Here is a 22721-nt window from a genome sequence, read left to right on the forward strand (position 1 = left end):
AGGCAAGGCACGAGGAGCGAAGTTTGGTCATTCCAAATAAGCGACGAGAAACGCCGCATCGCGCAAAAACAGGCCCGGCCCTTCGGGTTGCGCGGCAAATGGCGCCATGCGGCGTTGCGGGACTTGGCAAGGGAACGACCATTACCTGCGTCCCGCGCCTTGCCTGGCGCCATTTGACGCGGCAACGCGGCTCGCGACGAAACGGGAACAGACCCTACTGTGACGTACCCCATAGTCGCTTCTCCTATGTGATGTGGAGACTGACGATCGGCCGTGTTCCGCTGATCGTGGTTCGCTCATGGCCTGAGCATTCGCTCCTTTACGATAGGCCCGGCGTGGGAATGCGATAGAAGGTGTCGCTGCTGAATCCGCCATCCTTATTCCCATCCGCCACGGCCCTGGCTGCACCTGGCCGCGTTTCGACTGTAGGTTTAAAGTAAGCTTCAAGGTCAATGCCTTTCGAGAGTATGGGATATGAAAATCGGAGAACTGGCGAAGCTCAGCGGCCTGGCGGCTTCGCGCATCCGCTTCTACGAGTCGAGCGGCCTGATCAAGCCGGTGGAGCGCAAGGCGAACGGTTATCGCGATTACGGCCCCGAGGCGGTGTGGATCCTGGAGATCATCGCCAGCGCCCAGAATGCTGGTTTCTCACTGGAGGAGATTCGCAATCTGCTGCCGGCTAGCGCCGATGCCTGGCAACATGGCGAGCTCCTGGATAGTCTCAAACGCAAGGTGTCCGAAATCGAAGTCCTGCAGAAGCGCCTGGAGCAGAACAAGGCGCAACTGCTCGCTGTCATCGAAGGTATCGAAACCAAGCCCGAGGGAATGCGCTGCGCCGAGAACACGCAGCGGCTGCTGAACCGCTTTCGCGAAGACGGGCAGGAGGAAAAGGCGAAGACCGGGGGTTCGACCCTGGCTTGAAATGCGTCTGCCCTAGGCGATCAGCGCAAGCGCAGGTACGCACCCGAGGCAAGAAAACAAGCCAGGCTGCTACGGCCTGACTTGTTTCTCGAATCCGCATGGATTCAATCGCGTTCCAGCATGGCCTTCAGGGGCTCGGGTGCATACAGGGCGCTCTGGAACTCCGGTACGTATTCGTACTTCATCATTTTTCCCAGATCCAGCGATTCGATGTAGGCGGACAGGCTGCCATCGCTCAGCGTGAGCTTCACCGACTCCTTGCTCGAACTGGATGCGTGGCTTTGTTGGCGCGAAATCGCATAGCCATAGGCCAGCTCACCGTCGTGGCCGATATTGGTGAAGCTGTTGGTGACCATATCGATCTCATCCGAGAGGTCGCTGAGTTTTTCGCCCTCGAAGATGGCGTCGACTTTCCCCGTTTCCTTGTCGATGATTTCAAAGACAACCGATTTGTCGGTTTCCTTGTAATTGATATCGGTCAGCCACTTCGGCAGGTTATAGCCAACCACGCCCCTGACTTCGGCCAGCTCGGTATTCACCGGGAGCTTGAGTACATAGCCCCAGAAGTCCTTGGACATGGACTGGCCGATCAGGGTTACGGGCCCCAGGTTCGAGCTGCCGGGCTTGTTGGTGACGATCGACAGCGCGATCTCGTTGTAGCTGTCGTTATCGCAGTATTCGTAGGCATAGGCGGTGAACGCCACCAGGCCCCTGCCCGGCCATACCTGAAGCGGCTGGACGTGTTGCAGAACCTCCGCGGGCATGAGCTCCCTCAGCCGATCTATGTCTGCCGTGAACACCGCCGTCACCCGGCTGTTCTTGTAGTACAAGTTGGGCGAATACGACTCGAAGCCCATGTCGACCTTGGTTTTCTTCAGCGCCCTGAACCAGCTGAGGTCGATATCCGGCGCCTCGGCGGCGATCACCGACAGCGGCGGGTTCGACTCATAGCGGTCATACAGCCCGCCCGCCGCCACGCTCACTTCGCGGCCGCCAAGGGTGGTCTTGCCGTCGACTTGCCCGGCCTCAACGGCGTTCTCCGCCCATGAGGATGCTGCGACAGCACTCAGGAGCACGCCTGTGATCACCGCAATATTTCCGAGTTTCATTCTCTGTCTCCGCTTGCGCTATGGCTGATATGCGAGCAGAAACCAGGTTGTCTGCGTCGCTCTGGCACACCTCTGAGAGGCCATCTGCGCGCACCCTAACGTTTAACTGAACTTTAAGGTCAAGCTTGTCGGCGTCACTTCCCAGGGCTTTATTCCTTGCGATTCGTGTCAGCAATCGGCGGCTGTGAATGCCGGCCCCGATGGCGTCCTTGACATTGAATTCAACTTGAAGGTTACCGTTCGACGCATACCTCACAGGCTGGAGCTGGCAATGGAAAAGCAGATGCGCTGGATGATCTACGGCACGTACGGTTACACCGGCGAGCTGATTGCCCGTGAAGCGGTACGGCGCGGGTACAAGCCGATACTGGCCGGCCGCAGTCGTGAAAAGGTCGAGGCGCTGGCCAGTGAACTCGGCCTCGAAGCGCGCCACTTCGGCCTTGACGAAGCGCGGCTGGACGCGCAGATCGAAGATTGCGAACTGGTGATGCACTGTGCCGGCCCCTTCTCCGCCACGGCGGCGCCGATGATGGAAGCCTGCCTGCGCGCTCGCGCCCATTATCTGGACATCACCGGCGAGATCTCGGTGTTCGCGCATGCCCAATCGCTGAACGACCGTGCGCGCTCCGCCGGCGTGGTGGTCTGCCCGGGCGTGGGCTTCGATGTGATCCCCACCGACTGCGTGGCTGCCGCGCTCAAGAATGCCCTGCCCGATGCGACCCATCTCGCACTGGGCATCGACACCCGCTCCAGCATGTCTCCCGGTACCGCCAAGACTTCCATCGAAGGGTTGGCGCAAGGCGGAAAGGTACGCCGCGACGGCAAGGTCGTTTCGGTACCGCTGGCCTATCGGGTTCGGCGCATAGACTTCGGTGACGGCGAGAAGCCTGCCATGACCATTCCCTGGGGCGATGTCTCCACCGCTTACCACACCACCGGCATCCCCACTATCGAGGTGTTCGTACCCGGCTCCCGGGGCATGATCCGCGGCGCCAGGTTGGCGAATCTGATCCGGCCCCTGCTGGGGCTGTCATGGGTACAGAAGCAACTGAAGGCCCGCATCGACAAGAACGTGACCGGGCCGGACGACGGCAAGCGCGCCGAGTCGGGCACCTGGGTTTGGGGAGAAGCCCGCAACGCTCGTGGCGAGCGCAAGGTCGCCCGGGTGCATACCGCCAATGTCTACAACCTGACCGTCAGCGGCGCATTGGCGGTGGTTGGATACCTGATGCAGACGCGCCCGGCTGGTGGGGCCTACACCCCGGCCAGGCTGCTGGGGGCCGATCTGGTAAGCAGCCTGCCCGGGTCGGGCGAGCTGCGGATCGATTGATGCACAGCCCCGTCACGCGGATGCCGCTGTCCGAGGCGTGGAGAAGGCCTTGACATTAAAGTGAACTTTAATCTTAAGGTCGGCCCACCATCACACGAGGTAGTATCCATGGGCGTTTTCGACGAGTTGATCCTCCCCAATGGTTCCCGCATTGCGAACCGTATCGCCAAGGCGGCCATGGAAGAGAACATGGCCGATGATGACCAGGCGCCGTCCGAGAAGCTGATGCGCCTGTACCAGGCCTGGGCCGATGGCGGCGCCGGCCTGATCATCACCGGCAACGTGATGGTCGACAGCCGCGCCATGACGGGCCCCGGCGGCGTGGTGCTGGAGGATGACCGGCAGTTGGAGAAGTTCGAGCGCTGGGCCCGGATCGGCCGCTCCGGGGGTGCGCAGTTCTGGCTGCAGATCAACCATCCCGGCCGCCAGATGCGAGCCAACCTGGGACAGAAGACCTGGGCGCCGTCGGCGGTAGCGCTGGACCTGGGCAAGATGTCCAGGCACTTCGACACACCCTATGAGATGACGCCAGAGGTCATCGACGAGGTGATCCGCCGCTTCGCCCGCACCGCCCGGCTCGGCGAGCTGGCCGGCTTTACCGGCGTGGAGATCCACGCGGCCCACGGCTATCTGCTGAGCCAGTTCCTGTCGCCCCTCACCAACCAGAGAACGGATAAGTGGGGTGGCTCCCTGGAGAACCGGGCCCGCCTGCTGCTGGAGATCGTCAAAGCCGTGCGGGCCGAGGTTTCCCCCGGGTTCTCGGTTGCGGTCAAACTCAACTCCGCGGACTTCCAGCGCGGCGGTTTCAGTGCCGAGGACGCCGAGCAGGTGGTGAAGCGGCTCAACGAGCTGGACGTCGATCTGGTCGAGCTGTCGGGCGGCAGCTACGAGGCACCCGCCATGCAGGGTGAAGCCCGTGACGGGCGCACGCTGGCGCGGGAAGCCTATTTCCTGGAATTCGCCCGCGATATGCAGAAGGTCGCGATGATGCCCGTGATGGTCACGGGCGGCATCCGGCGCCGGCCGGTGGCCGAGCAGGTGATCGACAGCGGCGTCGCCATGGTCGGCATCGGCACGGCCCTGGCCATCGACCCGAACCTGCCGCGCGACTGGCAACTGGGCAAGGACAGCGCCCCGCAATTGTCACCCGTAACCTGGAAGAACAAGGCCCTGGCCTCCCTGGCCAACATGGCCGTGGTCAAGTTCCAGCTGCGCAAACTCAGCCTGGACAAGGCGCCCAATCCACAAGTGTCGCCATTGCGCGCGCTGATCATGCAGCAGATGGCCAACGCCTCACGTACTCGCCAGTACCGGCGTTGGATGGCGCAGCGCCCACGCTGACATCCGCAGCGAATGCCGAGCCACCTATGCAGTACCGGCTCGGCTGAGGTCTGCTCCCGACAGCTAGCCTTCACCGAGCCCCCCTTACGTCCCGGCAACACCACCTGCGACCTGCAGCCGCGCCTGTTGGTGATCGGCCCGGCGCCCGAGCTGCCATCCCAGATAGCCCCACAGCAACGCGCAGAGCGCGCCGATCAGCGCGGCCAGGCCGGCGCCTTGCCCCAGCATGTCCAGCAGGCTCTTGGCCCAGCCGCTGATGGCGTCGCCGGCGCGATAGACCACCGTGTCGATGAAGTTCTTGGCCTTGTACTTGCTCTCGGCGTCCAGCGGCGCGAACAGCATTTCCCTGCCCGGCCGGACGAATGCGTATTCGCCGATACGGCGCACGATCATCAATGCGGCAAGCAGGGCGAACCCCGGCGCCAGGGCGAGGCCGATGAAACCGACGCACATCAGCAGCGGGACGATCGCCAGCAGCACGCGAACGCCCAGCGTCTGCGCGATGCGCCCGGTGACGAACAGCTGCGACAGCAGCGCGCCTGCCTGCACGATGAAGTCGATGATGCCGAAGACGCGGACCTGCGCCTCGCGGTCGGGGAAATGCTCGGCCACCAGCCGGGCCTGCTCGAAGTAGAGGAAGGTGGTGACCGTGGCCAGCAGCACCACGAACCCGGCGATCCCCAGCAGGTAGGGCGACCCAAGCACCGCGGTCAGGCCGCTGAAGGGGTTGCCGGGCAGCGGACGCCGGGTGCTTTCCGTCGGTGCGGCACCGGGGCGACCGGCACCGCCCTCCTCGCGCCAGCGCATCAGCGCCTGTTTCAGCACGAGGGTGACGCCGAGCAACACGGCGGCCAGCAGCAGCATCCCCGAAGCCCCCAGCGAGCCGATCAGCACCGCGCTGAGGGCCGGCCCGAGCAGGCCGCCGACACTGGCGCCAGCGGCGATGAAGGCGAACAGGCGCTTGGCCTGCTCGCTGTCGAACACGTCCGCCATCAGGCTCCAGGCCACGGACACGACGAACAGGTTGTAGACCGAGATCCACACGTAGAAGGCGCGCGCCAGCCAGGGGCTGTCCGGCTGCAGCTGGAACAGCGCCACGAACACCAGCAGGTTCATGCCGAAGAAGCCATACACCCAGTCAATGAAATGCAGGCGCGGCACGCGCGCACTGAGCCAGGCGAACAGCGGCACGGCCAGGAGCATGACGAAGAAGGTGGCGGTGAACAGCCACTGCAGGTTTTCCACGCCGGCCGCGACGCCCATCGACTCGCGAATCGGGCGCAGCATGAAGTAGCCGGCGAACAGGCAGAGGAACAGCAGGAACCCGGACAGCGCCGGGCGCAGCTCGTGGTCCCGGGCGTTGAGGGCGAGGCTCAGGCGGTGCAGGAGAGGCGTGCTCATGGAAGCTCCTGGAGGCAGGCAGCGGTGCGTCGGGCACGGGGCGAACTCGTGCCCGGTACGCCGTCAGGGGTAGGTCACGCCGGTGAGCTGCTCGGAGAGCCTCCAGAGTCGTTCGGCATCGGCCTCGTCGGTCGCGGCCGGCGGCGTCCTGGCGAAGCCCAGCGGCCCACGCCGTTCCTCGTCGCCGGTCGGACCGTAGTAGGCACCGCCGACAGCCTCCGGCGCGGTGGCGGCATAGAGCGTGGGCAGCGCCCCCTGCGCGGCCGAGTGGTACGCATCGCGGTCCTCTGCCCATTGTCGGCCGAACTTGCTGTTCAGGCCCGGCCCGCGTGCGATCAGCTCGGTCACGGCAACGCCGGGATGCGCGGCGATGCTGCGGATCCCCCAGCCGGCGGCCTCGCTGCGCCGCTGCAGCGCGAAGACCCAGTGCAGGATGGCCAGCTTGGACTGCGCGTAGCTGCCGTAGGGGTCGTACTGCCGCTCGGCCTGCAGGTCGTCGAAGTTCAGGCTGCCGCGGGCCGCGGCGATGCTCGACAGGCTGACCACGCGGGCGTCCGGGCTCTCGCGCAACAAGGGAACCAGCAGACCGGTCAGCGCGAAGTGCCCCAGGTAGTTGGTCGCCAGCTGCAATTCGAAGCCGTCGGCGGAGATACCGCGCTCGGGCGGCGCCATGATGGCGGCGTTGTTGACCAGCACGTCGAGGCGCGGCAGCCGCTCGTTGAGGCGCTCGGCCAGGCCGCGCACGGAGGCCAGGCTGGCCAGGTCCACGGCCTCGAACTGGACCTTGGCGTCGGGGACCGACTCGCGGATGCGCGCGATGGCCTCTGCGCCGCGCTCGGGGTTGCGCGCTGCGATGATCACCTCGGCCCCGGCACGCGAAAGTGCCAGCGCGTCCTCGTAGCCCATGCCGCTGGTGCCGCCGGTGACCAGCACGATACGCCCCTCCTGCGAAGGCATATCGTGGGTCGACCAGTCCGGCTTCGGCGCCACACGGCCTGACGCTTCGATGCCGGCCGCGCTCATCAGGGCGGCGCCGGCGGCCAGGGTACGGGCCAACTTCATCAGTCGGCTTGTGCTGCTTGCGGAGCCCGAAGCGGGCGTAGCGGGGGCGTTCCACATGGTTGAGTCCTCTCGTCGAATTGAAAACGCCGGCACTGCCGGACGAGGGATGATTATTTCCGTACGGCAAAGCGGTGATAAGCCGATTATTTCTGGATGCCCCGTACGGCAAGGCGTACAATCTCGCCCACTGAGAGGAGCCCGCATGCGCCAGCCCAACCTCACCGATGTCGCCCTGTTCGCCGCCGTGGTGGAAGCCGGCGGTTTCCGCGCCGCCGCGCAGAAGCGCGGCATGTCCGCCTCGTCGCTCAGCGACTGCGTGCGCCGCCTGGAAAGCGACGTCGGCGTGCGCCTGCTCAACCGCACCACTCGCAGCGTGACCGCGACCGCCGCCGGGGAGCGCCTGCTCGAACGCCTGCGACCGGCCCTGCAGGAAATCGTATCCGCCTTCAACGACCTCGACGACGACGCCCATCGCCCGGTCGGGACGCTCAGGCTGAACGTCCCGGTTCCCGTGGCGCGCTACATGCTGCCGAACCTGCTGGCGCGTTTTCTCGAGCTCTATCCCGGGGTCAAGGTCGAGGTGATGATGGACAATACCTTCATCGACGTCATCGCCGCGGGCTACGACGCCGGGGTGCGCTACGAGGAGAGCCTGGCCAAGGACATGATCGCCGTGCCCATCGGCCCGCGGCGCCAGCGCTTCGTCGCCGCAGCCGCGCCCGCCTACCTGGCCGCGCGAGGCAGGCCGCTCCATCCGGCGGAGTTGGAAGGCCACGAGCTGCTGGGCCACCGCTTCGAGAGCGGCAAGGTGGGTGTCTTCGAGTTCGAGAAGGACGGCCGGACGTTTCGCATCCCGCCGCGCGGCCAACTGCTCACGTCGTCGCACGACCTCAAGATCAGCAGCGCCATCGCCGGCCTCGGCATCGTCTACACCTTCGAGGACTTCCTGCGCGAAGCGCTGGCCGACGGCCGCCTGGTGCCCATCCTGGAAGACTGGTGGCAGGCCTTCGACGGCCCCTACCTGTACTACCACGGGCGCCGCCACATCCCCTCGCCGCTGCGGGCGTTCGTCGACTTCATCAAGGCCGAAGCGCAGGCGTAGCGAAGGCTGCCGCGGTCGATGGCACCTGTTCCGGCAATGGAAGGACACCGAGCCATTTCCTCGAATGGCGCCTGGATGAGCGGATGCACGCGGAACGGGCACGACTTCGATAAACCGCCAGTTCCATGGGGCCATGTTCGCAGCCGGGCATTTGCCGATGTGCGGGCGTGCTGCAGCGGGTCGGCACCGCTACGGCAAAACCGCGTTCAAAGGCACTGATTCGCCTGACCAGGCTGGCGCTGTTGTCCCGCTTCGTATCGACGCCCTTACAATGCCGGGGGCCTTCCAGGCGCTGCGTTTTACCAGGCGGGTGTTTTCATACCGCCGACCGCTCCGGGGCATCGACTGACATACGAGAAAGAGAGGCTGCGGCATGGCAGACGCCGATACGAACCTGCATGAATTCGATCGCCAGACGGTATGGGTCGGTTTCAGGCGACTCGCTCCCATTTCCCTGTTCGTTACGCTGTTCGGGGCAGCCTTCGGGCTGGCGGCGGTGCAGGCAGGCCTGGAGGACTCCGTGATCATGGCGATGAGCGCCCTGGTCTTCGCCGGCGCCTCGCAGTTCGCGGCACTGGAATTGTGGGGAACTCACGTCCCGGTCGTTACGCTGGCCGTCACCGTGTTTGCCATCAATGCCCGGCATCTGCTGATGGGCGCAACGCTCTATCCCTGGCTGCGCCATCTACCGCCGGCAAAGCGCTATGGCGTCATGCTGGTCGCGTCCGATGCCAACTGGGCGATGTCCATGCAGGCATTCGGCCGCGGGCAGCCCGGCATGGGGCTCCTGCTGGGCGGTGGCCTCGCCCTCTGGTCGTTCTGGCTGCTGGGAACCTGGCTGGGCATCTTCTTCGGCGGCACCCTTCATGACCCCAGGAGCCTGGGGCTGGACATGGTGATGGGCTGCTTCCTGCTGGCCATGGTGGTGGGTGGGGAAAAGAACCTGCGCCTTCTGCTGATCTGGATCGTCGCGGCCTGCGCCTCCCTGCTGGCCTGGCGCTACTTGCCGGAAAACAGCCATGTCGTGGTGGGGGCACTGGCGGGCGGTGTAGCAGGAACCCTGTGGACGGAGAAAAAAGTTGAACATTGAAACAGCGGGATACAGCGCACTGATCCTCGTGCTGATCATGGCCGTGGTGACGCTGGCGACCCGTTGGGGCGGGGTCTACGTCATGTCGTTCGTGCCCATCGGCGACAGGGTGAAACAGTTCATCGGCGCCATGTCCGGCTCCGTGCTGGTCGCCCTGCTGGCACCCATGGCGATCGAGGGAGACAACGGCGCGCGCCTGGCCTTGCTGACCACGGCGGCCACCGTGCTGCTGTTGAAGAAACCGCTGCCCGCGATTGCCGCCGGCATGCTGGCGGCGGCGATTTCCAGGCAATTCTGACTCAGCCATGGGCGACAAACGGATTCATTCGCCTACGCATGACCGCTTCGGTCGGAAGCGGCATTCAGGTCCGCTTCCGCCCCGGAAGCGGACGGCTAGATGAATGACTGCCGCGATACGCCGCGTGGGAGGCGATTTCGGCCCGGCAGTCGTTCCAGACGTTGCTGCCATTCGGCGCGCGGCGTCATGGCGCAATGAGGCTTGGCCGTTTCAGAAGCGGCTTTCGCTGACTTCGCAGCGGCTCTTAGCTCGGCAAGGCTTGGCGTCTTGCGTACAGGCGCAGCGGCTTTCTTTTCAACGGAGCGAAGGCAGAGCTTGCATGAAACCCGTGCCGCATCCGATGTGCTGTTCAGGCTCGACCCTGTGCGTCCGCATGCAACATTCTCTGGGGACGCGGAGTAATGAATGACCAACGTGTTGTCTCCTGCATTTTGGGCGCGGGATTCTACACGTTCATCCGGCAAGTACGGATAGGGAGCAACCGCCTCCATTACACCTTGTCGCCTTTGCGACAGCCCCCTGCTCCGCCCCGCCACTTTGTTCGTTGCGAAACAACGAATCCCGCCCCGCGCGCTGAAAACCCCTTCAAAAACAATGTATTGAAAACAGGCACGACCCTTGCTCAAGGTATCCGCGACAGACCTCTATTCGGAGACCGAACATGGAACTGAACGTACTGGGCCAGAGCGAGGCCGGGCAAGCCGCCGGGGGCGGTTGTTCAGCGGGTTCCTGTGGCAGCTCGGATGACCAGCTCGCGCACCTGCCCGAGCATATCCGCGAGAAAGTGCACAACCACCCCTGCTACTCCGAGGAGGCGCACCACTACTTCGCGCGCATGCACGTGGCGGTGGCACCGGCCTGCAACATCCAGTGCCACTACTGCAACCGCAAGTACGACTGCGCCAACGAATCGCGCCCGGGCGTGGTGTCCGAGCTGCTGGACCCGGTCCAGGCGGTGAAGAAAGTCAAGGCGGTGGCGGCGACCATCCCGCAGATGACGGTGCTCGGCATCGCCGGCCCGGGCGACCCGCTGGCCAACCCGCAGCGCACCTTCGAGACGTTCCGCATGCTGTCCGAGCAGGCGCCGGACATCAAGCTGTGCGTGTCCACCAACGGCCTGGCGCTGCCCGACTGCGTCGACGAGCTGGCCAAGCACAACATCGACCACGTGACCATCACCATCAACTGCGTGGACCCGGACATCGGCGCCGAGATCTACCCCTGGATCTACTGGAACAACAAGCGCATCCGCGGACGCAAGGCGGCGAAGATCCTCATCGAGCGCCAGCAGCAAGGCCTGGAAATGCTGGTCGAGCGCGGCATCCTGGTGAAGGTCAACTCGGTGCTGATCCCCGGCGTCAACGACGAGCACCTCAAGGAGGTCAGCCGCATCGTCAAGGCCAAGGGCGCCTTCCTGCACAACGTCATGCCACTGATCGCCGAGGCCGAGCACGGCACCTTCTACGGCGTGATGGGCCAGCGCAGCCCGGAACCGGAGGAGTTGCAGGACCTGCAGGATGCCTGCGCCGGCGACATGAACATGATGCGCCACTGCCGCCAGTGCCGCGCCGACGCGGTGGGCCTGCTCGGCGAGGATCGCGGCGACGAGTTCACCCTCGACAAGATCGAGACCATGGAGATCGACTACGAGGCGGCGATGGTCAAGCGCGCCGCCATTCATGCGGCGATCAAGGAAGAGCTGGACGAACGCGCGGAGAAGAAGGCGCGTCTGGCCACACCGGCCAGCCCGCCGCTCACCGGCGTGGTGGACAAGCGCCATCGCCCGGTACTGATGGCAGTCGCCACCAGCAGCGGCGGCCTGGTCAACCAGCACTTCGGCCATGCCCGCGAGTTCCTCGTCTACGAGGCCTCGCCGGCCGGGGTGCGCTTCATCGGCCATCGCAAGGTCGAGCAGTACTGCATCGGCAACGACAGCTGCGGCGACAAGGAAAGCGCACTGTCGGGCAGCATCCGCGCGCTCAAGGGCTGCGAGGCGGTGCTCTGCTCGAAGATCGGCTTCGAACCCTGGGGCGAGCTGGAAGCCGCCGGCATCCAGCCCAACGGCGAGCACGCCATGGAGCCCATCGAGGAAGCGGTGCTGGCGGTGTATCAGGAAATGATCGCCAGCGGCCGCCTCGACGCGGCAGCCCAAGCGGAGCAATGCCTGATGGCATGAGGAGGTGGAGCATGGCACTGCAAATCGTCGAATCCTGCGTCAACTGCTGGGCCTGCGTGGATGTCTGTCCGAGCGAGGCGATCAGCCCCGGCACTGCGTACTTCCGCATCAGCGCGCACAAGTGCACCGAATGCGACGGCGACTACGCCGAGCAGCAGTGCGCGAGCATCTGCCCCATCGAAGGCGCAATCCTGCTGGCCGACGGCAGCCCGGCCAACCCGGCCGGCTCGCTGACCGGCATTCCGCCGGAGCGGCTGGCCGAGGCCATGCGCACCATCCAGGCCCGCTGAGGAGGCACCATGTCCTGCATCATCTTCTACGAGAAGCCCGGCTGCGCCACCAACCGCCTGCAGAAGGAACTGTTGCGCTCGGCAGGCATCGAGCTGGAAGTGCGCAACCTCTTGCGCGAAGCCTGGACGCCGGAGCGCCTGCGACCGTTCTTCGGCGCTTTGCCGGTGACCGAGTGGTTCAACCCCTCGGCACCGGCGATCAAGTACGGCGAGCTGGACCCCACGGGGCTGAGCGCCGAACAGGCGCTGAAGCTGATGATCGCCCAGCCGCTGTTGATCCGCCGCCCGCTGATCCGCTGCGGCATGCACTACATGGTCGACTTCGACCTGGTGGGCATAAACGCCTGGCTACCGTGCCACGGCCGCCTGCCGGCGCTGGCGCCGAACATCAGCGGTTGTTCGCTGGGCACCAGCTCGGCGCTCGGCTGTCGTCCTGCCGCGAGCGTCCCGAGATGAGCCAGGCCGCGCTGCGCCTGCAGGTCGAGGCCGAAGCCAATACGGTCTGGCTGGCGCAGATCGTCCGGGCCCAGCGCGATGGTCGCAGCTGCCTGCCGAAGCGCCTCGGGCTCGACGCCGCGCAGTACACCGATTTGCTGGCGCGCCATGGCTTGCGAGCAGCCGCCCGTAGTGCCGACGATGGCCTGCGCGACGAACGCGATGCCCTGCGCGAGGAGCTGCTGGCGCTGCGCCGGGAGGAATGGCAGGCGCTGCACGATCTGCTGCTGTCCGGGCAGGACGACCACGGCGAGCCGGCAATGGCCGCCATCGTCGCCGCGGCGTGCCTGGGCGGCGAGCATCTATGGCGCGACCTCGGCCTCGACTCCCGGGCGCAGTTGTACGCACTGCTGATGCACAACTTCCCGCAGTTGGCCCTGCGCAACACCCAGGACATGCGCTGGAAGAAATTCTTCTACAAACAACTATGCGAACAGGACGGTGGCTACGTCTGCCGCTCCCCCTCTTGTGATACCTGCCCGACCTACCACGATTGTTTTGGAGAAGAGCAATGAGCGACTACCAACGCATCAGCGTCGAGCAGGCCCAACGGCTGCTGGCGACCGAAAACACCATGCTGCTGGACATGCGCGATGCCCGCGCCTACTGCCAAGGCCACGATCCGCGCGCCACCCGCCTCAGCGAGCTGAACCTGCGCACCCTGCTCAAGAGCACGCCGAATCACGTCCACCTGATCATCTGTTGCGAGCGCGGCCATGCCAGCCGCGACATGGCGCAGCTGTTCAGCGATTTCGGCTTCATCAACTGCTACAGCCTGGACGGCGGCTACGAGGCCTGGAAGGCCCGCCCGCAGCGCGCCCGGCCCAACCAGAGCGCGCACACCGCTCACTACGCACTGGCGATGGAGTGATCGCATGCAGATTCTCGATACCGAAGCCCGTATTCGCCAGCAGCTCGCCGAGCATCCGGTGCTGTTGTACATGAAGGGCACGCCAGAGGCACCGGAGTGCGGCTTCTCCCGCGCCGCGGTGGCGGCACTGAAGAACAGCGGCCGCCCGTTCGCCACGGTCAACGTGCTGCTGGCGCCGCACATCCGCGAGAAGCTGCCGAAGATCTCGCAATGGCCGACCTACCCGCAGCTGTTCCTGCGCGGCGAGCTGGTCGGCGGTTGCGACATCATCCTCGGCCTGGAAGCCGACGGCAGCCTGGCGGCGCAACTCGACGCCGCCCTCGCGGCGGAAACGTAGGCGGGAGCGAGCGCAGGCTGAACGTGCCGAGGCGAAGATGATCTCCGGGGCGTCGAAAGACCGATGGCGTGACGAATTCGTGGCCTGATACCTCGCTCGTTGGGCTTCGCTGCGCTCAACCCAACCTACGGCCCCAGGGTTGGATCGCGCAGCCTGGTAGGTTGGGTTGAGGAGCATGGCGACGAAGCCCAACATGACACGCCGAATTCAGGCCAGCCCAACCTACCGCCCCACTTGCAGCGCCAACCCCACCAACACCGCGCATTCCACCAGTTCGAGCAGCGCGCCGGCGGTGTCGCCGCTGGTGCCGCCGAGGCGGCGCAGCATGGCGCGGCGAGCGACGAGGAATGTCGCCGCGGCCATCAGCAGGGCGACCAGCCCGGCCATGCCGAACGGCAGGCAACCGAGAGCGACCGCTGCCAGCACGCTGCGCGCCCAGGGCCGTGGCAGATGCACCGCCAGCGCCTGGCCTAGGCCATCGGGCCGCACATAAGCCGTTGTCAGGAACAGCGCCAGCAGCGCCGCACGCCCCAGCACGGGCACCAGCAGCAGGACCACATATTGCTGGGCCTGCAACAGCGCCAGCAACGCGGCGAACTTGAGCAGCAGCAAAAGCACCAGCACCACCACGGCGACGGGACCGCTGCGCGGGTCCTTCATGATCGCCAGCGTGCGGTCGCGGTCGCCGAAACCACCGAGCCAGGCGTCGGCGCTGTCGGCCAGGCCATCGAGATGCAGGGCGCCGGTCAGGGCCACCCATAGCGTCAGCAACAGGGCCGCCTGCAACAGCGGCGGCGCGCCGGCCAACAGGATAGCGGCGAGCCAGAGCAGCGCACCCAGCAGCAACCCCACCAGCGGATAGTGGAGCAGCGAGCGTCCCTGTTGCTGCGGCGTGGGCATCGTGGGCAGGTGGATCGGCAGGCTGGTGAGAAACTGCAGGGCGATCAATAGCGGCAGCATGTCGATTCCCGATTCAGACGTTGCAGTCGTGCTGGCCACTCATGCGTGAGCATGATTGGCTCAGCGGCAGCAACTCGCCATGCGCTACCGTCACCTCCAGCAGCCGCGCAGGCGGCAAGCCCCGATCTCGTGCCAGCAGCAGGCGCATCACACCGGCATGGCCGATCAGCAGCAGGCGCTGGCCGGCGAAGCGTCGTTGCAGGCGCAGCAGGGCGACCAGCACCCGCTGCTCGAAATCCGCCAGCGGCTCGCCGCCGGGTGGGGTGAAGCCGTAGGGATCGGCCCAGAAACGGCCCAGCGCCTCGGCGCTGGTCTGCATCAGCTCGGCGGCGCTGTGCCCTTCCCATTCGCCGAAATGCAGTTCGCGCAGATCCGGCTCGAGATGCAGCGGCAACCCGCGTCGCTCGGCCAGTTCCCGGGCGAAGGCGGCGCAGCGCTGCAAGGGCGAGCTGACCAGCACGTCCCAGGGACCGGCGCCGTCCACGGCCTCGCGCATCTGCTGCCAGCCGCGGGCGGTCAGTGCGTCGTCGAGGCTGCCGCGAAAACCGCCGCCGCGTTCGGTTTCGCCATGACGCAGCAGATCGATGCGCGTGCTCATGCCGGCAGGTCCGAAACCGCCGCCTCGGCGAAGGTCGCCATCTCGTCGTGCAGCGCGCAGGCCTGTTGCAGCAGCGGCACCGCCAGGGCCGCGCCGCTGCCCTCGCCCAGGCGCAGGCCGAGATCGAGCAGCGGTTCGGCGCCCAGGGCATCGAGCACGGCCAGGTGGCCGGGTTCGGCGGAACGGTGGGCGAAAACCAGCCATTGCCGGCACCCCGGATTCACCCGCGTCGCGCAGAGCGCGGCGACGCTGCAGATGAAGCCGTCCACCAGTACCGGGATGCCGGCCTGGGCACAACCGAGATAGGCCCCCACCAGCGCCGCCACCTCGAAACCGCCCAGGCGGCGCAGGGCTTCCAGCGGCTCGCGGCAATGTGAGCCATGCAGCGCCAGCGCGGCCTGGATCACCCGTAGCTTGTGTTGCAGGCCGTCGGCATCCAGGCCGGTCCCCGGGCCGACGAGCAGCGACGGCGAGCGAGGCAGCAGAACGGCGGCCAGCGCACTGGCGCTGGTAGTGTTGCCGATGCCCATTTCGCCACCGATGAACAGCTGCGCAGCGCCGGCCGCCGCCCGTTGCGCGCTGTCGCGCCCGGCCGCCAGCGCCTGGCGCAGCTGTTCTTCGCTCATCGCCGCGGTGCGAGTGAAATTGGCCGTGCCCGGACCGAGGCGCAGATGCGTCACGCCGTCCAGTTGCAACGGCTCGACCGTGCCCAGGTCGATCACCTCCAGCAGGGCGCCCAGCCGCCGCGCCAGTACGCTGAGCGCCGCACCGCCGCGCACGAAATTGCGCAGCATCTGCCCCGTCACCGCCTGCGGATAGGCCGAGACGCCCTCCTCCACCGCACCATGGTCGCCCGCGAACACCGCGATGTGCACGCATTCGACCCGTGGCCGCTCGCTGCCCTGCATCGCCGCCAGCTCCACCGCCAGGCTTTCCAGCCGGCCGAGCGCACCACGCGGCTTGGTCAGTTGGTCCTGCCGTGCCCGCGCCCGGGCCCGGGCCGTCTCGTCCAGCGGCCGGCACGGCGCATTCCACCAATCGCTCATCACTGCGCTCCTTTGAGAACCATCGGCAGCCCGGCGACCATGAAGGTCACCCGCTGCGCCCGTTCGGCCAGCGCCTGGTGCAGCCAGCCGGCTTGATCCACATAGCGCCGGCTGAGCTCGCCCAGCGGCACCACCCCGAGGCCGGTTTCGTTGCTGACCAGGATGATCCGCCCCGGCAACTGGCCAAGGCTTTCCAGCAGGGCCTCGCGCTCGGTGGCCAGTCGCGCCGGGTCATCCAGCATCAGCAGGTTGGTCAGCCACAGGGTCAGGCAGTCGACCAGCAGGCAGCGCCGAGCATCGGCCTGCTCGTGCAGCACCCGCGCCAGTTGCAGCGGCTCCTCGACCAGCGACCAGTGCGCGGGACGGCGCTGGCGATGCTGGGCGATCCGCGCGGCCATCTCGCCGTCCAGCGGCTGGCTGGTGGCGATATAGGTCACCGCCAGGCCGCTTTCGGCCGCCAGGCGTTCGGCCAGACGGCTCTTGCCGGAACGCGCGCCGCCGAGGATCAGTTCAAGCATGTTGGTCTCCAGAGTCCTGTTTCGCGGGCATGGCCCGCTCCTACCCGGTGGGGGGTGCGATCTGCCATTGGCGCTCAGGCCTTGCCTTGCCCCTCTCCGGCGGCTTGCACCCGCCCTACGCCATCCACACCTGTAGGAGCGAGCCATGCTCGCGAACCATGGTGTGCCCGGCACTGCGGCAGCTTCGTAGGGCGGGTGAAACCCGCCATGCGAGTTCAGGCCTCGTCCATGTTCGGCGGGTTGCACCCGCCCTATGACATGCACGCCCATAGCCGCGAGCCATGCTCGCGAAGCGAAATGGCAACAGCCCCTAGACACCACAAAGCCCTCGCAACAGGCGGGTATCCAGATGCGTCTCGACCAGATCGGCCAGGCGCTCGATATCGCGTTCGCGCAAGGCGTGGTAGTCCACCGTCTCGACCGCGCCGAGCCCGGCCCAGCGCAGCAGCGCGGCGCAGGCCGCCGGTGTTTCGAACAGGCCGTGCAGGTAGGTGCCGAGCACCTGTCCATCGGCGCTCAAGACACCGTCACGGCGACCGTCGTCCAGCTCGACCGCGGCCTGGCGCAGCGCCGGCCCCTCGCTCACCCCGGCGTGGATCTCGTAGCCGCTGATCTCGGCGCCCTCCAGGCACAGCCGGCCACGCACGTTGCGCAGCTGCTTCTCGGCTTCGAGCAGGGTGCCGAACGCCAGCAGGCCGAGGCCTGCGCTGTCGCCGGCCGCCCCTTCCAGCCCGAGCGGATCGGCGATGCGCTCGCCGAGCATCTGCAGCCCGCCGCAGATGCCCAGCAGCTTGCCGCCGTAGCGCAGGTGACGCTGGATCGCCGCCTCCCAGCCATTGGCGCGCAGCCAGGCGAGATCGGCGCGCACGCTCTTGGAGCCGGGCAGGATGATCAGGTCGGCCGCCGGCACCGCCTCACCGGGACCGACGAACTGCAGCGCCACCTGCGGGTGCAGGCGCAGCGGATCGAAATCGGTGTGGTTGCTGATGCGTGGCAGCACCGGTACCACCACCTGCAACACCTCGGCGGCCTTGGCCGACTGGCGCCGGTCGATGGCATCCTCGGCCTCCAGGTGGAAATCCATCAGATACGGCAACACGCCCAGCACCGGTTTGCCGGTGCGTCGTTCCAGCCAGTCGAGGCCGGGCTGCAGCAGGGCGAGATCGCCGCGGAAACGGTTGATGACGAAGCCCCGCACCCGCGCCCGCTCACTTTCCGAAAGCAGGGCCAGGGTGCCGACCAGATGGGCGAACACCCCGCCCTTGTCGATATCGGCGATGAGGATCACCGGGCAGTCCACCGCCTCGGCGAAGCCCATGTTGGCGATGTCATTGGCGCGCAGGTTGATCTCGGCCGGCGAGCCCGCGCCCTCCACCATCACCACCTGGTAGCGCTCGCTCAGGCGCCGGTGGGATTCGAGCACCGCCTGCATGGCCACGCGCTTGTAGGCGTGATAGGCCACCGCGTCCATGCAGCTCTGGGCGCGGCCATGGATGATCACCTGGGCGCCGGTGTCGCTGTTGGGTTTGAGCAGTACCGGGTTCATGTCGGTGTGCGGCGCCAGCCCAGCGGCCTGGGCCTGCACCGCCTGGGCGCGGCCGATCTCGCCGCCATCAAAGGTCACCGCGCTGTTGAGCGCCATGTTCTGCGGCTTGAACGGCGCCACCGCCACGCCCTGGCGCGCCAGCCAGCGACACAGCGCGGTCACCAGGGTGCTCTTGCCGGCATCGGAGGTGGTGCCCTGCACCATCAGCGTGGTCATTCACGTTGCTCCCGGTAGTGCTGAAGAGCCTGCTCCAGTCTCGCCCAGCCCGACTCTTCGCCGGGCAGGCCGAAGCGCAGACCGAGCGGCATGAACAGCCGCGTAAGGATACCGGCGCGCGCCAGGTGCTCGTGCAATTGCACGGCGTCCGTATCGCACACCGTCTGGAACAGGGCGCAGCCCCCGGCCGACGGCAGGCCCTGTCCGACCAGCAGTGCCGCAAGCCTCGCACCCTCCTCGTTCAGCCGCAGGCGCTGCCTCTGCTGGCCTTCGTCATCAGCCAGCAGGGTGCTGCCCAGCCACCGCGTCGGGCCGCCGATCGGCCAGGGGCCAAGCAGTTCCTCGAGCGCGCGCAGCAGCCCGCCATGGGCCAGCGCGAAGCCCAGGCGCGCGCCGGCCAGGCCGAAGAACTTGCCGAACGAACGCAGCACGACGAGCCCGGGCAGATGGCTGTGCGCGGCCAGGCTGTGCTGCGGCGTGCAGTCCATGAAGGCTTCGTCGACCACCAGCCAGCCACCGTACGCGGCCAGTTGGGCATGCCACTGGAGCAGTTGCTCGGTGCCGATCAGCCGGCCGGTGGGGTTGTTCGGATTGACCACCACCAGCACGTCGAGCCGGTCCAGCGCCTTCGGCACGCTGGCTTCGCAGAGTTCGACCAGCCGGTGCCCTTCGCGCCGCCAGGCCTCGGCATGTTCGGCATAACAGGGCGAAACCACCCCGACCCGCGCCGGCCCGCGCAAGCGCGGCAGCGCCTGGATGGCCGCCTGCGAGCCGGCCAGCGGCAGCAGCGAGCGGGCGCCGTAATAGTGCTGCGCCGCAGCCTCCAGCCCGTCGCAGGTTTCCGGCAGACGGCTCCAGGCACTGGCGGGTATCTCCGGTATGGGCCAACCGTAGGGGGCGATGCCGGTGGACAGGTCGAGCCAGTCCGCCAGCGCAATCCCGTACCGCTGCGCCGCCTCGCGCAAGCGTCCGCCGTGTTCAAGCATTCAGCCAGCCTCCGATCAGCAACGCCAACAGCCAGATGCCGACGCCGGCCCAGACCAGATCCAGCGCCCGCTCGATATCGCGCGCCTGCGGCGGTTCGCCCTCGCCCAGCGGCGGCCGCGTGTGCAGTTCGCCGTGATAGATCGCCGGCCCGCCCAGGACGACGCCCAGCGCGCCGGCGCCGGCGGCCATCACCGGCCCGGCGTTGGGGCTGTCCCACGAGGGCGCCTGTGCGCGCCAGCAACGCAGGGCCTGGCGGGTCCGACCGAGCAGCGCGTAGGTCAGCGCCACCAGCCGCGCCGGCAGGTAATTGAGCGCATCGTCGATCCGCGCCGCGGCCCAGCCGAAGCGCTCGAAGCGATCATTGCGGTAGCCCCACATGGCATCCAGGGTGTTGCTCAGGCGATAGAGCACGACACCCGGCGCGCCGGCCACGGCGAACCAGAACAGCGCGGCGAATACCGCATCGCTGCCGTTTTCCAGCGCCGACTCGGTGGCGGCGCGGGCCACGCCCGGCGCGTCCAGCGCCGAGGTATCGCGGCTGACGATATACCCGACCCGCCGCCGCGCCTCGGGCAGATCGCCCAGGCGCAGCGCCCGCGCCACCGGCAGCAGATGCTCGCCCAGGCTGCGCAGGCCCAGGGCCAGGTACAGCAGCCCGATCTCCACCAGCCAGCCGACGCCCGGCAGCAGGCTGAGCAGCCAGGCCAGCGCCGTCAGCGGCAGTACCGCCAGGCACCAGGCCGTCACGCCATGGCTGCGCCAGCCGCGGGCGGCGGGGCCGTTGAAATGCCGCTCCAGGCGATCGGCCAGCCGTCCGAAGGCGACCAGGGGATGCGCGCGCTTCGGCTCGCCCAACAGCGCATCGAGGACAACGCCGGCCAGGCAGCTCAGCGCCAGGCTCATGGCCGCCGCCCCCATCGATCCTCGTACAGCAGCTCGGCCAGCGGTCGTCCGCGGGTCCAGCCTTCCAGCTCGAGCATCGGTGCCGGGTAGAAACCGTGCACCGGCCCGAGGCAGAGAATCGCCACCGGCCTGGCGCCGGCCGGCATGCCCAGCAGCTCGGCCAATGCCTGCGGCTCGAACAGCGACACCCAGCCCATGCCCAGCCCTTCGGCGCGGGCGGCGAGCCAGAGGTTCTGGATGGCGCAGGCCAGCGACGCCAGGTCCATTTCCGGCAGGGTACGCCGACCGAACACATGCGCCTCGCGGCCATCCATCAGCGCGGCGACCAGCAGCTCGGCGCACTCGCCGATGCCCTCGACCTTGAGCCGCATGAACTCGGCGGAGCGCTCGCCCAGGGCCTCGGCGGTACGCTGGCGTTCCTCCTCCACCAGCAGGCCGATGGATTCGCGCAGTTCGGGGCGGGTGATACGAATGAAACGCCAGGGCTGCATCAGACCGACGCTGGGCGCCTGGTGCGCGGCCTCCAGCAGCCTCGCCAACAGCTCCGGCGCCACCTCGCCACCCACGAAATGGCGCATGTCGCGGCGCTCGCCGATGGCGCGGTAGACCGCCGCGCGCTCCTCGGCGCTGAAGGCGTGTTCGCTCATGGCCGCAACAGCGCCGCAGCCGCCGGAGGATCGGACGGCAGGTAGAAATGGATATAGGACGCGGTCAGGCGTCCCTGCCGATAGACCGCCTCGGCGGTGCGCTTGTAGTTCGGGCATTCGCCACGCGTCAGCGGCTGCAACGGCGTCTCCAGCGCCGAATGATGGAAGGTATGCCCGCGCAGCCGCCCTTCCGGCAGTGCCACGTCCTGCAACGCCAGCGCGGTCAGGCGCGGCTGCAGGCGCGCCTCGCCGGGCAGCAGGCCGAGCATGGCGCCACGCGTGCCGCTCTTGTCGGTGAGACCGTCGAGCAGATAGAGCATGCCGCCGCATTCGGCGAGGATCGGCTTGCCCGCCGCATGATGGGCACGGATCGCCTCGGCCATCCCATGGTTGTCGCTCAATGCGTGCAGATGCAGTTCGGGATAACCGCCGGGCAGGTAGAGGCTGTCCAGCGGCGGTAGGGCCGTGTCGGCGAGCGGCGAGAAGAACACCAGTTCGGCACCCAACTCGCGCAACAGGTCGAGATTGGCCTGGTAGAGAAAGGCGCAGGCGGCATCGCGCGCCACGCCGATGCGCACGCCCTGCAGCAGTGGTTCGAGCGTGCGCGGCTCCGGCGCGGCGAAATCCACCGCCGGCGGCAGTGTCACACCGGCGCTGGCCTGCAGGGCATCGGCGGCGGCATCCAGGCGTGCATCCAGGTCGGTCAGCTCCCCGGCCTGCACCAGCCCCAGATGGCGGCTCGGCAGTTCGATCTCGGCGCTGCGCGGCAACGCGCCGTACCAGCGAATCGCCTCCGGCAGGCTGTCGCGCAGGATCTCGCCATGCCGCGCGCTGCCGACCCGGTTGGCCAGCACCCCGGAAAACGGCAGGTCCGGCTGGAAGCTCGCCAGCCCGTGGGCCAGGGCGCCGAAGGTCTGCGCCATGGCCGAGCCGTCGATCACCGCCAGCACCGGCACGCCGAAGCGCCGCGCCAGGTCGGCGGCGCTGGGATTGCCATCGAACAACCCCATCACCCCTTCGATAAGGATCAGCTCGGCTTCGCCGGCGGCCTGCCACAGCAACCGGCGCGACTCCGCCTCGCCGACCATCCACAGATCGAGCTGATAGACCGGCTGGCCGCTGGCACGGGCGAGGATCATCGGATCGAGAAAATCCGGACCGCACTTGAACACCCGCACGCGCTTGCCCTGACGCGCATGCAGCCGCGCCAGCGCGGCGGTGACGGTGGTCTTGCCCTGGCCGGATGCGGGCGCGGCGATCAGCAGCGCCGGGCAGCTTCTGCTATTCATCGCAGCCTCTCGTCATCGTAGGGTGGATGACGCTTCACCCATCCACCGACAACGCCGGTGGTGAATGAAAAAGACGTCATCCACCCGACGCAACTACCGGCGGACGTCATCCCGGCATGGATCGCACCTCGATGAACAAGGCCGGCGGCACCGTAGGGTGGATGACGCTTCACCCATCCACCGACAAC

25 protein-coding genes are annotated in these 22721 nt (G+C 67.2%); 12 read left to right on the forward strand and 13 right to left on the reverse strand.

Features of this window, described 5'->3' with window-relative positions; all coding sequences use genetic code 11:
* The first annotated feature begins 474 nt into the window (after positions 1 to 474).
* Entirely contained in the window at positions 475 to 921 is a 447-nt protein-coding gene (locus IN820_RS11265; RefSeq protein WP_193681070.1) for a MerR family transcriptional regulator, read from the forward strand.
* A 104-nt stretch (positions 922 to 1025) separates the two neighbouring features.
* Here IN820_RS11265 and IN820_RS11270 read toward each other — a convergent pair whose 3' ends face one another.
* A complete protein-coding gene (locus IN820_RS11270) occupies positions 1026 to 2030 on the reverse strand; it encodes an acetoacetate decarboxylase (ADC) (RefSeq protein ID WP_193681071.1) in 1005 nt (334 codons plus the stop codon).
* A 271-nt stretch (positions 2031 to 2301) separates the two neighbouring features.
* On the opposite strand from IN820_RS11270, the gene IN820_RS11275 reads away from it, so the two are divergent.
* Both IN820_RS11275 and IN820_RS11280 read left to right on the forward strand, forming a co-directional pair.
* Positions 2302 to 3360: a saccharopine dehydrogenase family protein gene (locus tag IN820_RS11275; RefSeq protein WP_207793596.1), complete on the forward strand. Its 1059-nt coding sequence runs from the start codon at positions 2302 to 2304 to the stop codon at positions 3358 to 3360.
* A gap of 108 nt (positions 3361 to 3468) precedes the next feature.
* Complete coding sequence (locus IN820_RS11280) at positions 3469 to 4701, forward strand: NADH:flavin oxidoreductase/NADH oxidase family protein (RefSeq protein WP_193681072.1); 1233 nt, start codon at positions 3469 to 3471, stop codon at positions 4699 to 4701.
* A gap of 84 nt (positions 4702 to 4785) precedes the next feature.
* On the opposite strand, the gene IN820_RS11285 is transcribed toward IN820_RS11280, so the two are convergent.
* A complete protein-coding gene (locus tag IN820_RS11285; protein ID WP_193681073.1) occupies positions 4786 to 6102 on the reverse strand; it encodes an NTP/NDP exchange transporter in 1317 nt (438 codons plus the stop codon).
* A 63-nt stretch (positions 6103 to 6165) separates the two neighbouring features.
* Positions 6166 to 7164, reverse strand: coding sequence for an SDR family oxidoreductase (locus IN820_RS11290; protein WP_235989135.1), 999 nt, complete (start codon positions 7162 to 7164; stop codon positions 6166 to 6168).
* 202 nt (positions 7165 to 7366) lie between these two features.
* On the opposite strand from IN820_RS11290, the gene IN820_RS11295 reads away from it, so the two are divergent.
* The 3 genes from IN820_RS11295 (at position 7367) to IN820_RS11305 (ending at position 9654) form a co-directional block, all read left to right on the forward strand.
* A complete protein-coding gene (locus tag IN820_RS11295; RefSeq protein WP_193681075.1) occupies positions 7367 to 8266 on the forward strand; it encodes a LysR family transcriptional regulator in 900 nt (299 codons plus the stop codon).
* Positions 8267 to 8639: 373 nt separating this feature from the next.
* A complete protein-coding gene (locus tag IN820_RS11300; RefSeq protein ID WP_193681076.1) occupies positions 8640 to 9356 on the forward strand; it encodes an AzlC family ABC transporter permease in 717 nt (238 codons plus the stop codon).
* Positions 9346 to 9654 (forward strand): AzlD family protein, encoded by a 309-nt coding sequence (locus tag IN820_RS11305; RefSeq protein WP_193681077.1) that lies wholly within the window; start codon positions 9346 to 9348, stop codon positions 9652 to 9654. Before IN820_RS11300 ends, IN820_RS11305 begins: the two co-directional genes overlap by 11 nt.
* Positions 9655 to 9749: 95 nt before the next feature.
* Here the strand turns inward: IN820_RS11305 and IN820_RS22630 are convergent, their stop codons facing one another.
* On the reverse strand, positions 9750 to 10067 hold the full coding sequence (locus IN820_RS22630; RefSeq protein ID WP_235989136.1) for a hypothetical protein: 318 nt from the start codon (positions 10065 to 10067) through the stop codon (positions 9750 to 9752).
* A gap of 248 nt (positions 10068 to 10315) precedes the next feature.
* Here IN820_RS22630 and nifB point away from each other — a divergent pair, with 248 nt between their 5' ends.
* From nifB to grxD, 6 genes are read left to right on the forward strand one after another with little or no spacing between them, the layout of a single operon-like run.
* A complete protein-coding gene (gene nifB, locus IN820_RS11310) occupies positions 10316 to 11830 on the forward strand; it encodes a nitrogenase cofactor biosynthesis protein NifB (RefSeq protein ID WP_193681078.1) in 1515 nt (504 codons plus the stop codon).
* An 11-nt stretch (positions 11831 to 11841) separates the two neighbouring features.
* Positions 11842 to 12120 carry a 4Fe-4S binding protein gene (locus tag IN820_RS11315; protein WP_014596147.1) on the forward strand — a complete coding sequence of 93 codons (279 nt, stop codon included), beginning with the start codon at positions 11842 to 11844 and terminating at the stop codon, positions 12118 to 12120.
* A gap of 9 nt (positions 12121 to 12129) precedes the next feature.
* Entirely contained in the window at positions 12130 to 12576 is a 447-nt protein-coding gene (locus IN820_RS11320; protein WP_014596146.1) for an ArsC/Spx/MgsR family protein, read from the forward strand.
* The gene (locus IN820_RS11325; RefSeq protein WP_193681079.1) at positions 12573 to 13130 is read left to right on the forward strand and encodes a nitrogen fixation protein NifQ; all 558 of its coding nucleotides are present in this window, start codon (positions 12573 to 12575) and stop codon (positions 13128 to 13130) included. The genes IN820_RS11320 and IN820_RS11325 overlap by 4 nt, the downstream gene beginning before the upstream one ends.
* A complete protein-coding gene (locus tag IN820_RS11330; protein WP_014596144.1) occupies positions 13127 to 13486 on the forward strand; it encodes a thiosulfate sulfurtransferase GlpE in 360 nt (119 codons plus the stop codon). The genes IN820_RS11325 and IN820_RS11330 overlap by 4 nt, the downstream gene beginning before the upstream one ends.
* A gap of 4 nt (positions 13487 to 13490) precedes the next feature.
* Complete coding sequence (gene grxD / locus IN820_RS11335) at positions 13491 to 13823, forward strand: Grx4 family monothiol glutaredoxin (RefSeq protein WP_014596143.1); 333 nt, start codon at positions 13491 to 13493, stop codon at positions 13821 to 13823.
* Between the two features lie 222 nt (positions 13824 to 14045).
* Here grxD and IN820_RS11340 read toward each other — a convergent pair whose 3' ends face one another.
* The 9 genes from IN820_RS11340 to IN820_RS11380 form a co-directional block, all read right to left on the reverse strand.
* The gene (locus IN820_RS11340; RefSeq protein ID WP_193681080.1) at positions 14046 to 14783 is read right to left on the reverse strand and encodes an adenosylcobinamide-GDP ribazoletransferase; all 738 of its coding nucleotides are present in this window, start codon (positions 14781 to 14783) and stop codon (positions 14046 to 14048) included.
* A gap of 13 nt (positions 14784 to 14796) precedes the next feature.
* The gene (cobC, locus tag IN820_RS11345; RefSeq protein ID WP_193681081.1) at positions 14797 to 15381 is read right to left on the reverse strand and encodes an alpha-ribazole phosphatase family protein; all 585 of its coding nucleotides are present in this window, start codon (positions 15379 to 15381) and stop codon (positions 14797 to 14799) included.
* The gene (cobT, locus tag IN820_RS11350) at positions 15378 to 16430 is read right to left on the reverse strand and encodes a nicotinate-nucleotide--dimethylbenzimidazole phosphoribosyltransferase (protein ID WP_193681082.1); all 1053 of its coding nucleotides are present in this window, start codon (positions 16428 to 16430) and stop codon (positions 15378 to 15380) included. Before cobT ends, cobC begins: the two co-directional genes overlap by 4 nt.
* On the reverse strand, positions 16427 to 16945 hold the full coding sequence (gene cobU / locus IN820_RS11355; protein ID WP_193681083.1) for a bifunctional adenosylcobinamide kinase/adenosylcobinamide-phosphate guanylyltransferase: 519 nt from the start codon (positions 16943 to 16945) through the stop codon (positions 16427 to 16429). Before cobU ends, cobT begins: the two co-directional genes overlap by 4 nt.
* A gap of 310 nt (positions 16946 to 17255) precedes the next feature.
* Positions 17256 to 18707 carry a cobyric acid synthase gene (locus tag IN820_RS11360; protein WP_014596138.1) on the reverse strand — a complete coding sequence of 484 codons (1452 nt, stop codon included), beginning with the start codon at positions 18705 to 18707 and terminating at the stop codon, positions 17256 to 17258.
* Positions 18704 to 19693, reverse strand: a complete 990-nt coding sequence (gene cobD / locus IN820_RS11365) for a threonine-phosphate decarboxylase CobD (RefSeq protein ID WP_193681084.1) — start codon at positions 19691 to 19693, stop codon at positions 18704 to 18706. The genes IN820_RS11360 and cobD overlap by 4 nt, the downstream gene beginning before the upstream one ends.
* Positions 19686 to 20597: an adenosylcobinamide-phosphate synthase CbiB gene (cbiB, locus tag IN820_RS11370; protein ID WP_193681085.1), complete on the reverse strand. Its 912-nt coding sequence runs from the start codon at positions 20595 to 20597 to the stop codon at positions 19686 to 19688. Before cbiB ends, cobD begins: the two co-directional genes overlap by 8 nt.
* Positions 20594 to 21244 carry a 5,6-dimethylbenzimidazole synthase gene (bluB, locus tag IN820_RS11375; RefSeq protein ID WP_193681086.1) on the reverse strand — a complete coding sequence of 217 codons (651 nt, stop codon included), beginning with the start codon at positions 21242 to 21244 and terminating at the stop codon, positions 20594 to 20596. Before bluB ends, cbiB begins: the two co-directional genes overlap by 4 nt.
* Positions 21241 to 22533, reverse strand: coding sequence for a cobyrinate a,c-diamide synthase (locus tag IN820_RS11380; protein ID WP_193681087.1), 1293 nt, complete (start codon positions 22531 to 22533; stop codon positions 21241 to 21243). Before IN820_RS11380 ends, bluB begins: the two co-directional genes overlap by 4 nt.
* Between the last annotated feature and the right edge of the window lie 188 nt (positions 22534 to 22721).

It is taken from the genome of Pseudomonas lopnurensis, from assembly GCF_015070855.1.
GTDB lineage: Bacteria > Pseudomonadota > Gammaproteobacteria > Pseudomonadales > Pseudomonadaceae > Stutzerimonas > Stutzerimonas lopnurensis.

Bases quoted from the DNA above. Each gene is read 5' to 3' on its own strand.
- IN820_RS11265 (WP_193681070.1), top strand. From the start codon at position 475: ATGAAAATCGGAGAACTGGCGAAGCTCAGCGGCCTGGCGGCTTCGCGC.
- IN820_RS11270 (WP_193681071.1), bottom strand. From the start codon at position 2,030: ATGAAACTCGGAAATATTGCGGTGATCACAGGCGTGCTCCTGAGTGCT.
- IN820_RS11275 (WP_207793596.1), top strand. From the start codon at position 2,302: ATGGAAAAGCAGATGCGCTGGATGATCTACGGCACGTACGGTTACACC.
- IN820_RS11280 (WP_193681072.1), top strand. From the start codon at position 3,469: ATGGGCGTTTTCGACGAGTTGATCCTCCCCAATGGTTCCCGCATTGCG.
- IN820_RS11285 (WP_193681073.1), bottom strand. From the start codon at position 6,102: ATGAGCACGCCTCTCCTGCACCGCCTGAGCCTCGCCCTCAACGCCCGG.
- IN820_RS11290 (WP_235989135.1), bottom strand. From the start codon at position 7,164: ATGAAGTTGGCCCGTACCCTGGCCGCCGGCGCCGCCCTGATGAGCGCG.
- IN820_RS11295 (WP_193681075.1), top strand. From the start codon at position 7,367: ATGCGCCAGCCCAACCTCACCGATGTCGCCCTGTTCGCCGCCGTGGTG.
- IN820_RS11300 (WP_193681076.1), top strand. From the start codon at position 8,640: ATGGCAGACGCCGATACGAACCTGCATGAATTCGATCGCCAGACGGTA.
- nifB (WP_193681078.1), top strand. From the start codon at position 10,316: ATGGAACTGAACGTACTGGGCCAGAGCGAGGCCGGGCAAGCCGCCGGG.
- IN820_RS11315 (WP_014596147.1), top strand. From the start codon at position 11,842: ATGGCACTGCAAATCGTCGAATCCTGCGTCAACTGCTGGGCCTGCGTG.
- IN820_RS11320 (WP_014596146.1), top strand. From the start codon at position 12,130: ATGTCCTGCATCATCTTCTACGAGAAGCCCGGCTGCGCCACCAACCGC.
- IN820_RS11325 (WP_193681079.1), top strand. From the start codon at position 12,573: ATGAGCCAGGCCGCGCTGCGCCTGCAGGTCGAGGCCGAAGCCAATACG.
- IN820_RS11330 (WP_014596144.1), top strand. From the start codon at position 13,127: ATGAGCGACTACCAACGCATCAGCGTCGAGCAGGCCCAACGGCTGCTG.
- grxD (WP_014596143.1), top strand. From the start codon at position 13,491: ATGCAGATTCTCGATACCGAAGCCCGTATTCGCCAGCAGCTCGCCGAG.
- IN820_RS11340 (WP_193681080.1), bottom strand. From the start codon at position 14,783: ATGCTGCCGCTATTGATCGCCCTGCAGTTTCTCACCAGCCTGCCGATC.
- cobC (WP_193681081.1), bottom strand. From the start codon at position 15,381: ATGAGCACGCGCATCGATCTGCTGCGTCATGGCGAAACCGAACGCGGC.
- cobU (WP_193681083.1), bottom strand. From the start codon at position 16,945: ATGCTTGAACTGATCCTCGGCGGCGCGCGTTCCGGCAAGAGCCGTCTG.
- IN820_RS11360 (WP_014596138.1), bottom strand. From the start codon at position 18,707: ATGACCACGCTGATGGTGCAGGGCACCACCTCCGATGCCGGCAAGAGC.
- cobD (WP_193681084.1), bottom strand. From the start codon at position 19,693: ATGCTTGAACACGGCGGACGCTTGCGCGAGGCGGCGCAGCGGTACGGG.
- cbiB (WP_193681085.1), bottom strand. From the start codon at position 20,597: ATGAGCCTGGCGCTGAGCTGCCTGGCCGGCGTTGTCCTCGATGCGCTG.
- bluB (WP_193681086.1), bottom strand. From the start codon at position 21,244: ATGAGCGAACACGCCTTCAGCGCCGAGGAGCGCGCGGCGGTCTACCGC.
- IN820_RS11380 (WP_193681087.1), bottom strand. From the start codon at position 22,533: ATGAATAGCAGAAGCTGCCCGGCGCTGCTGATCGCCGCGCCCGCATCC.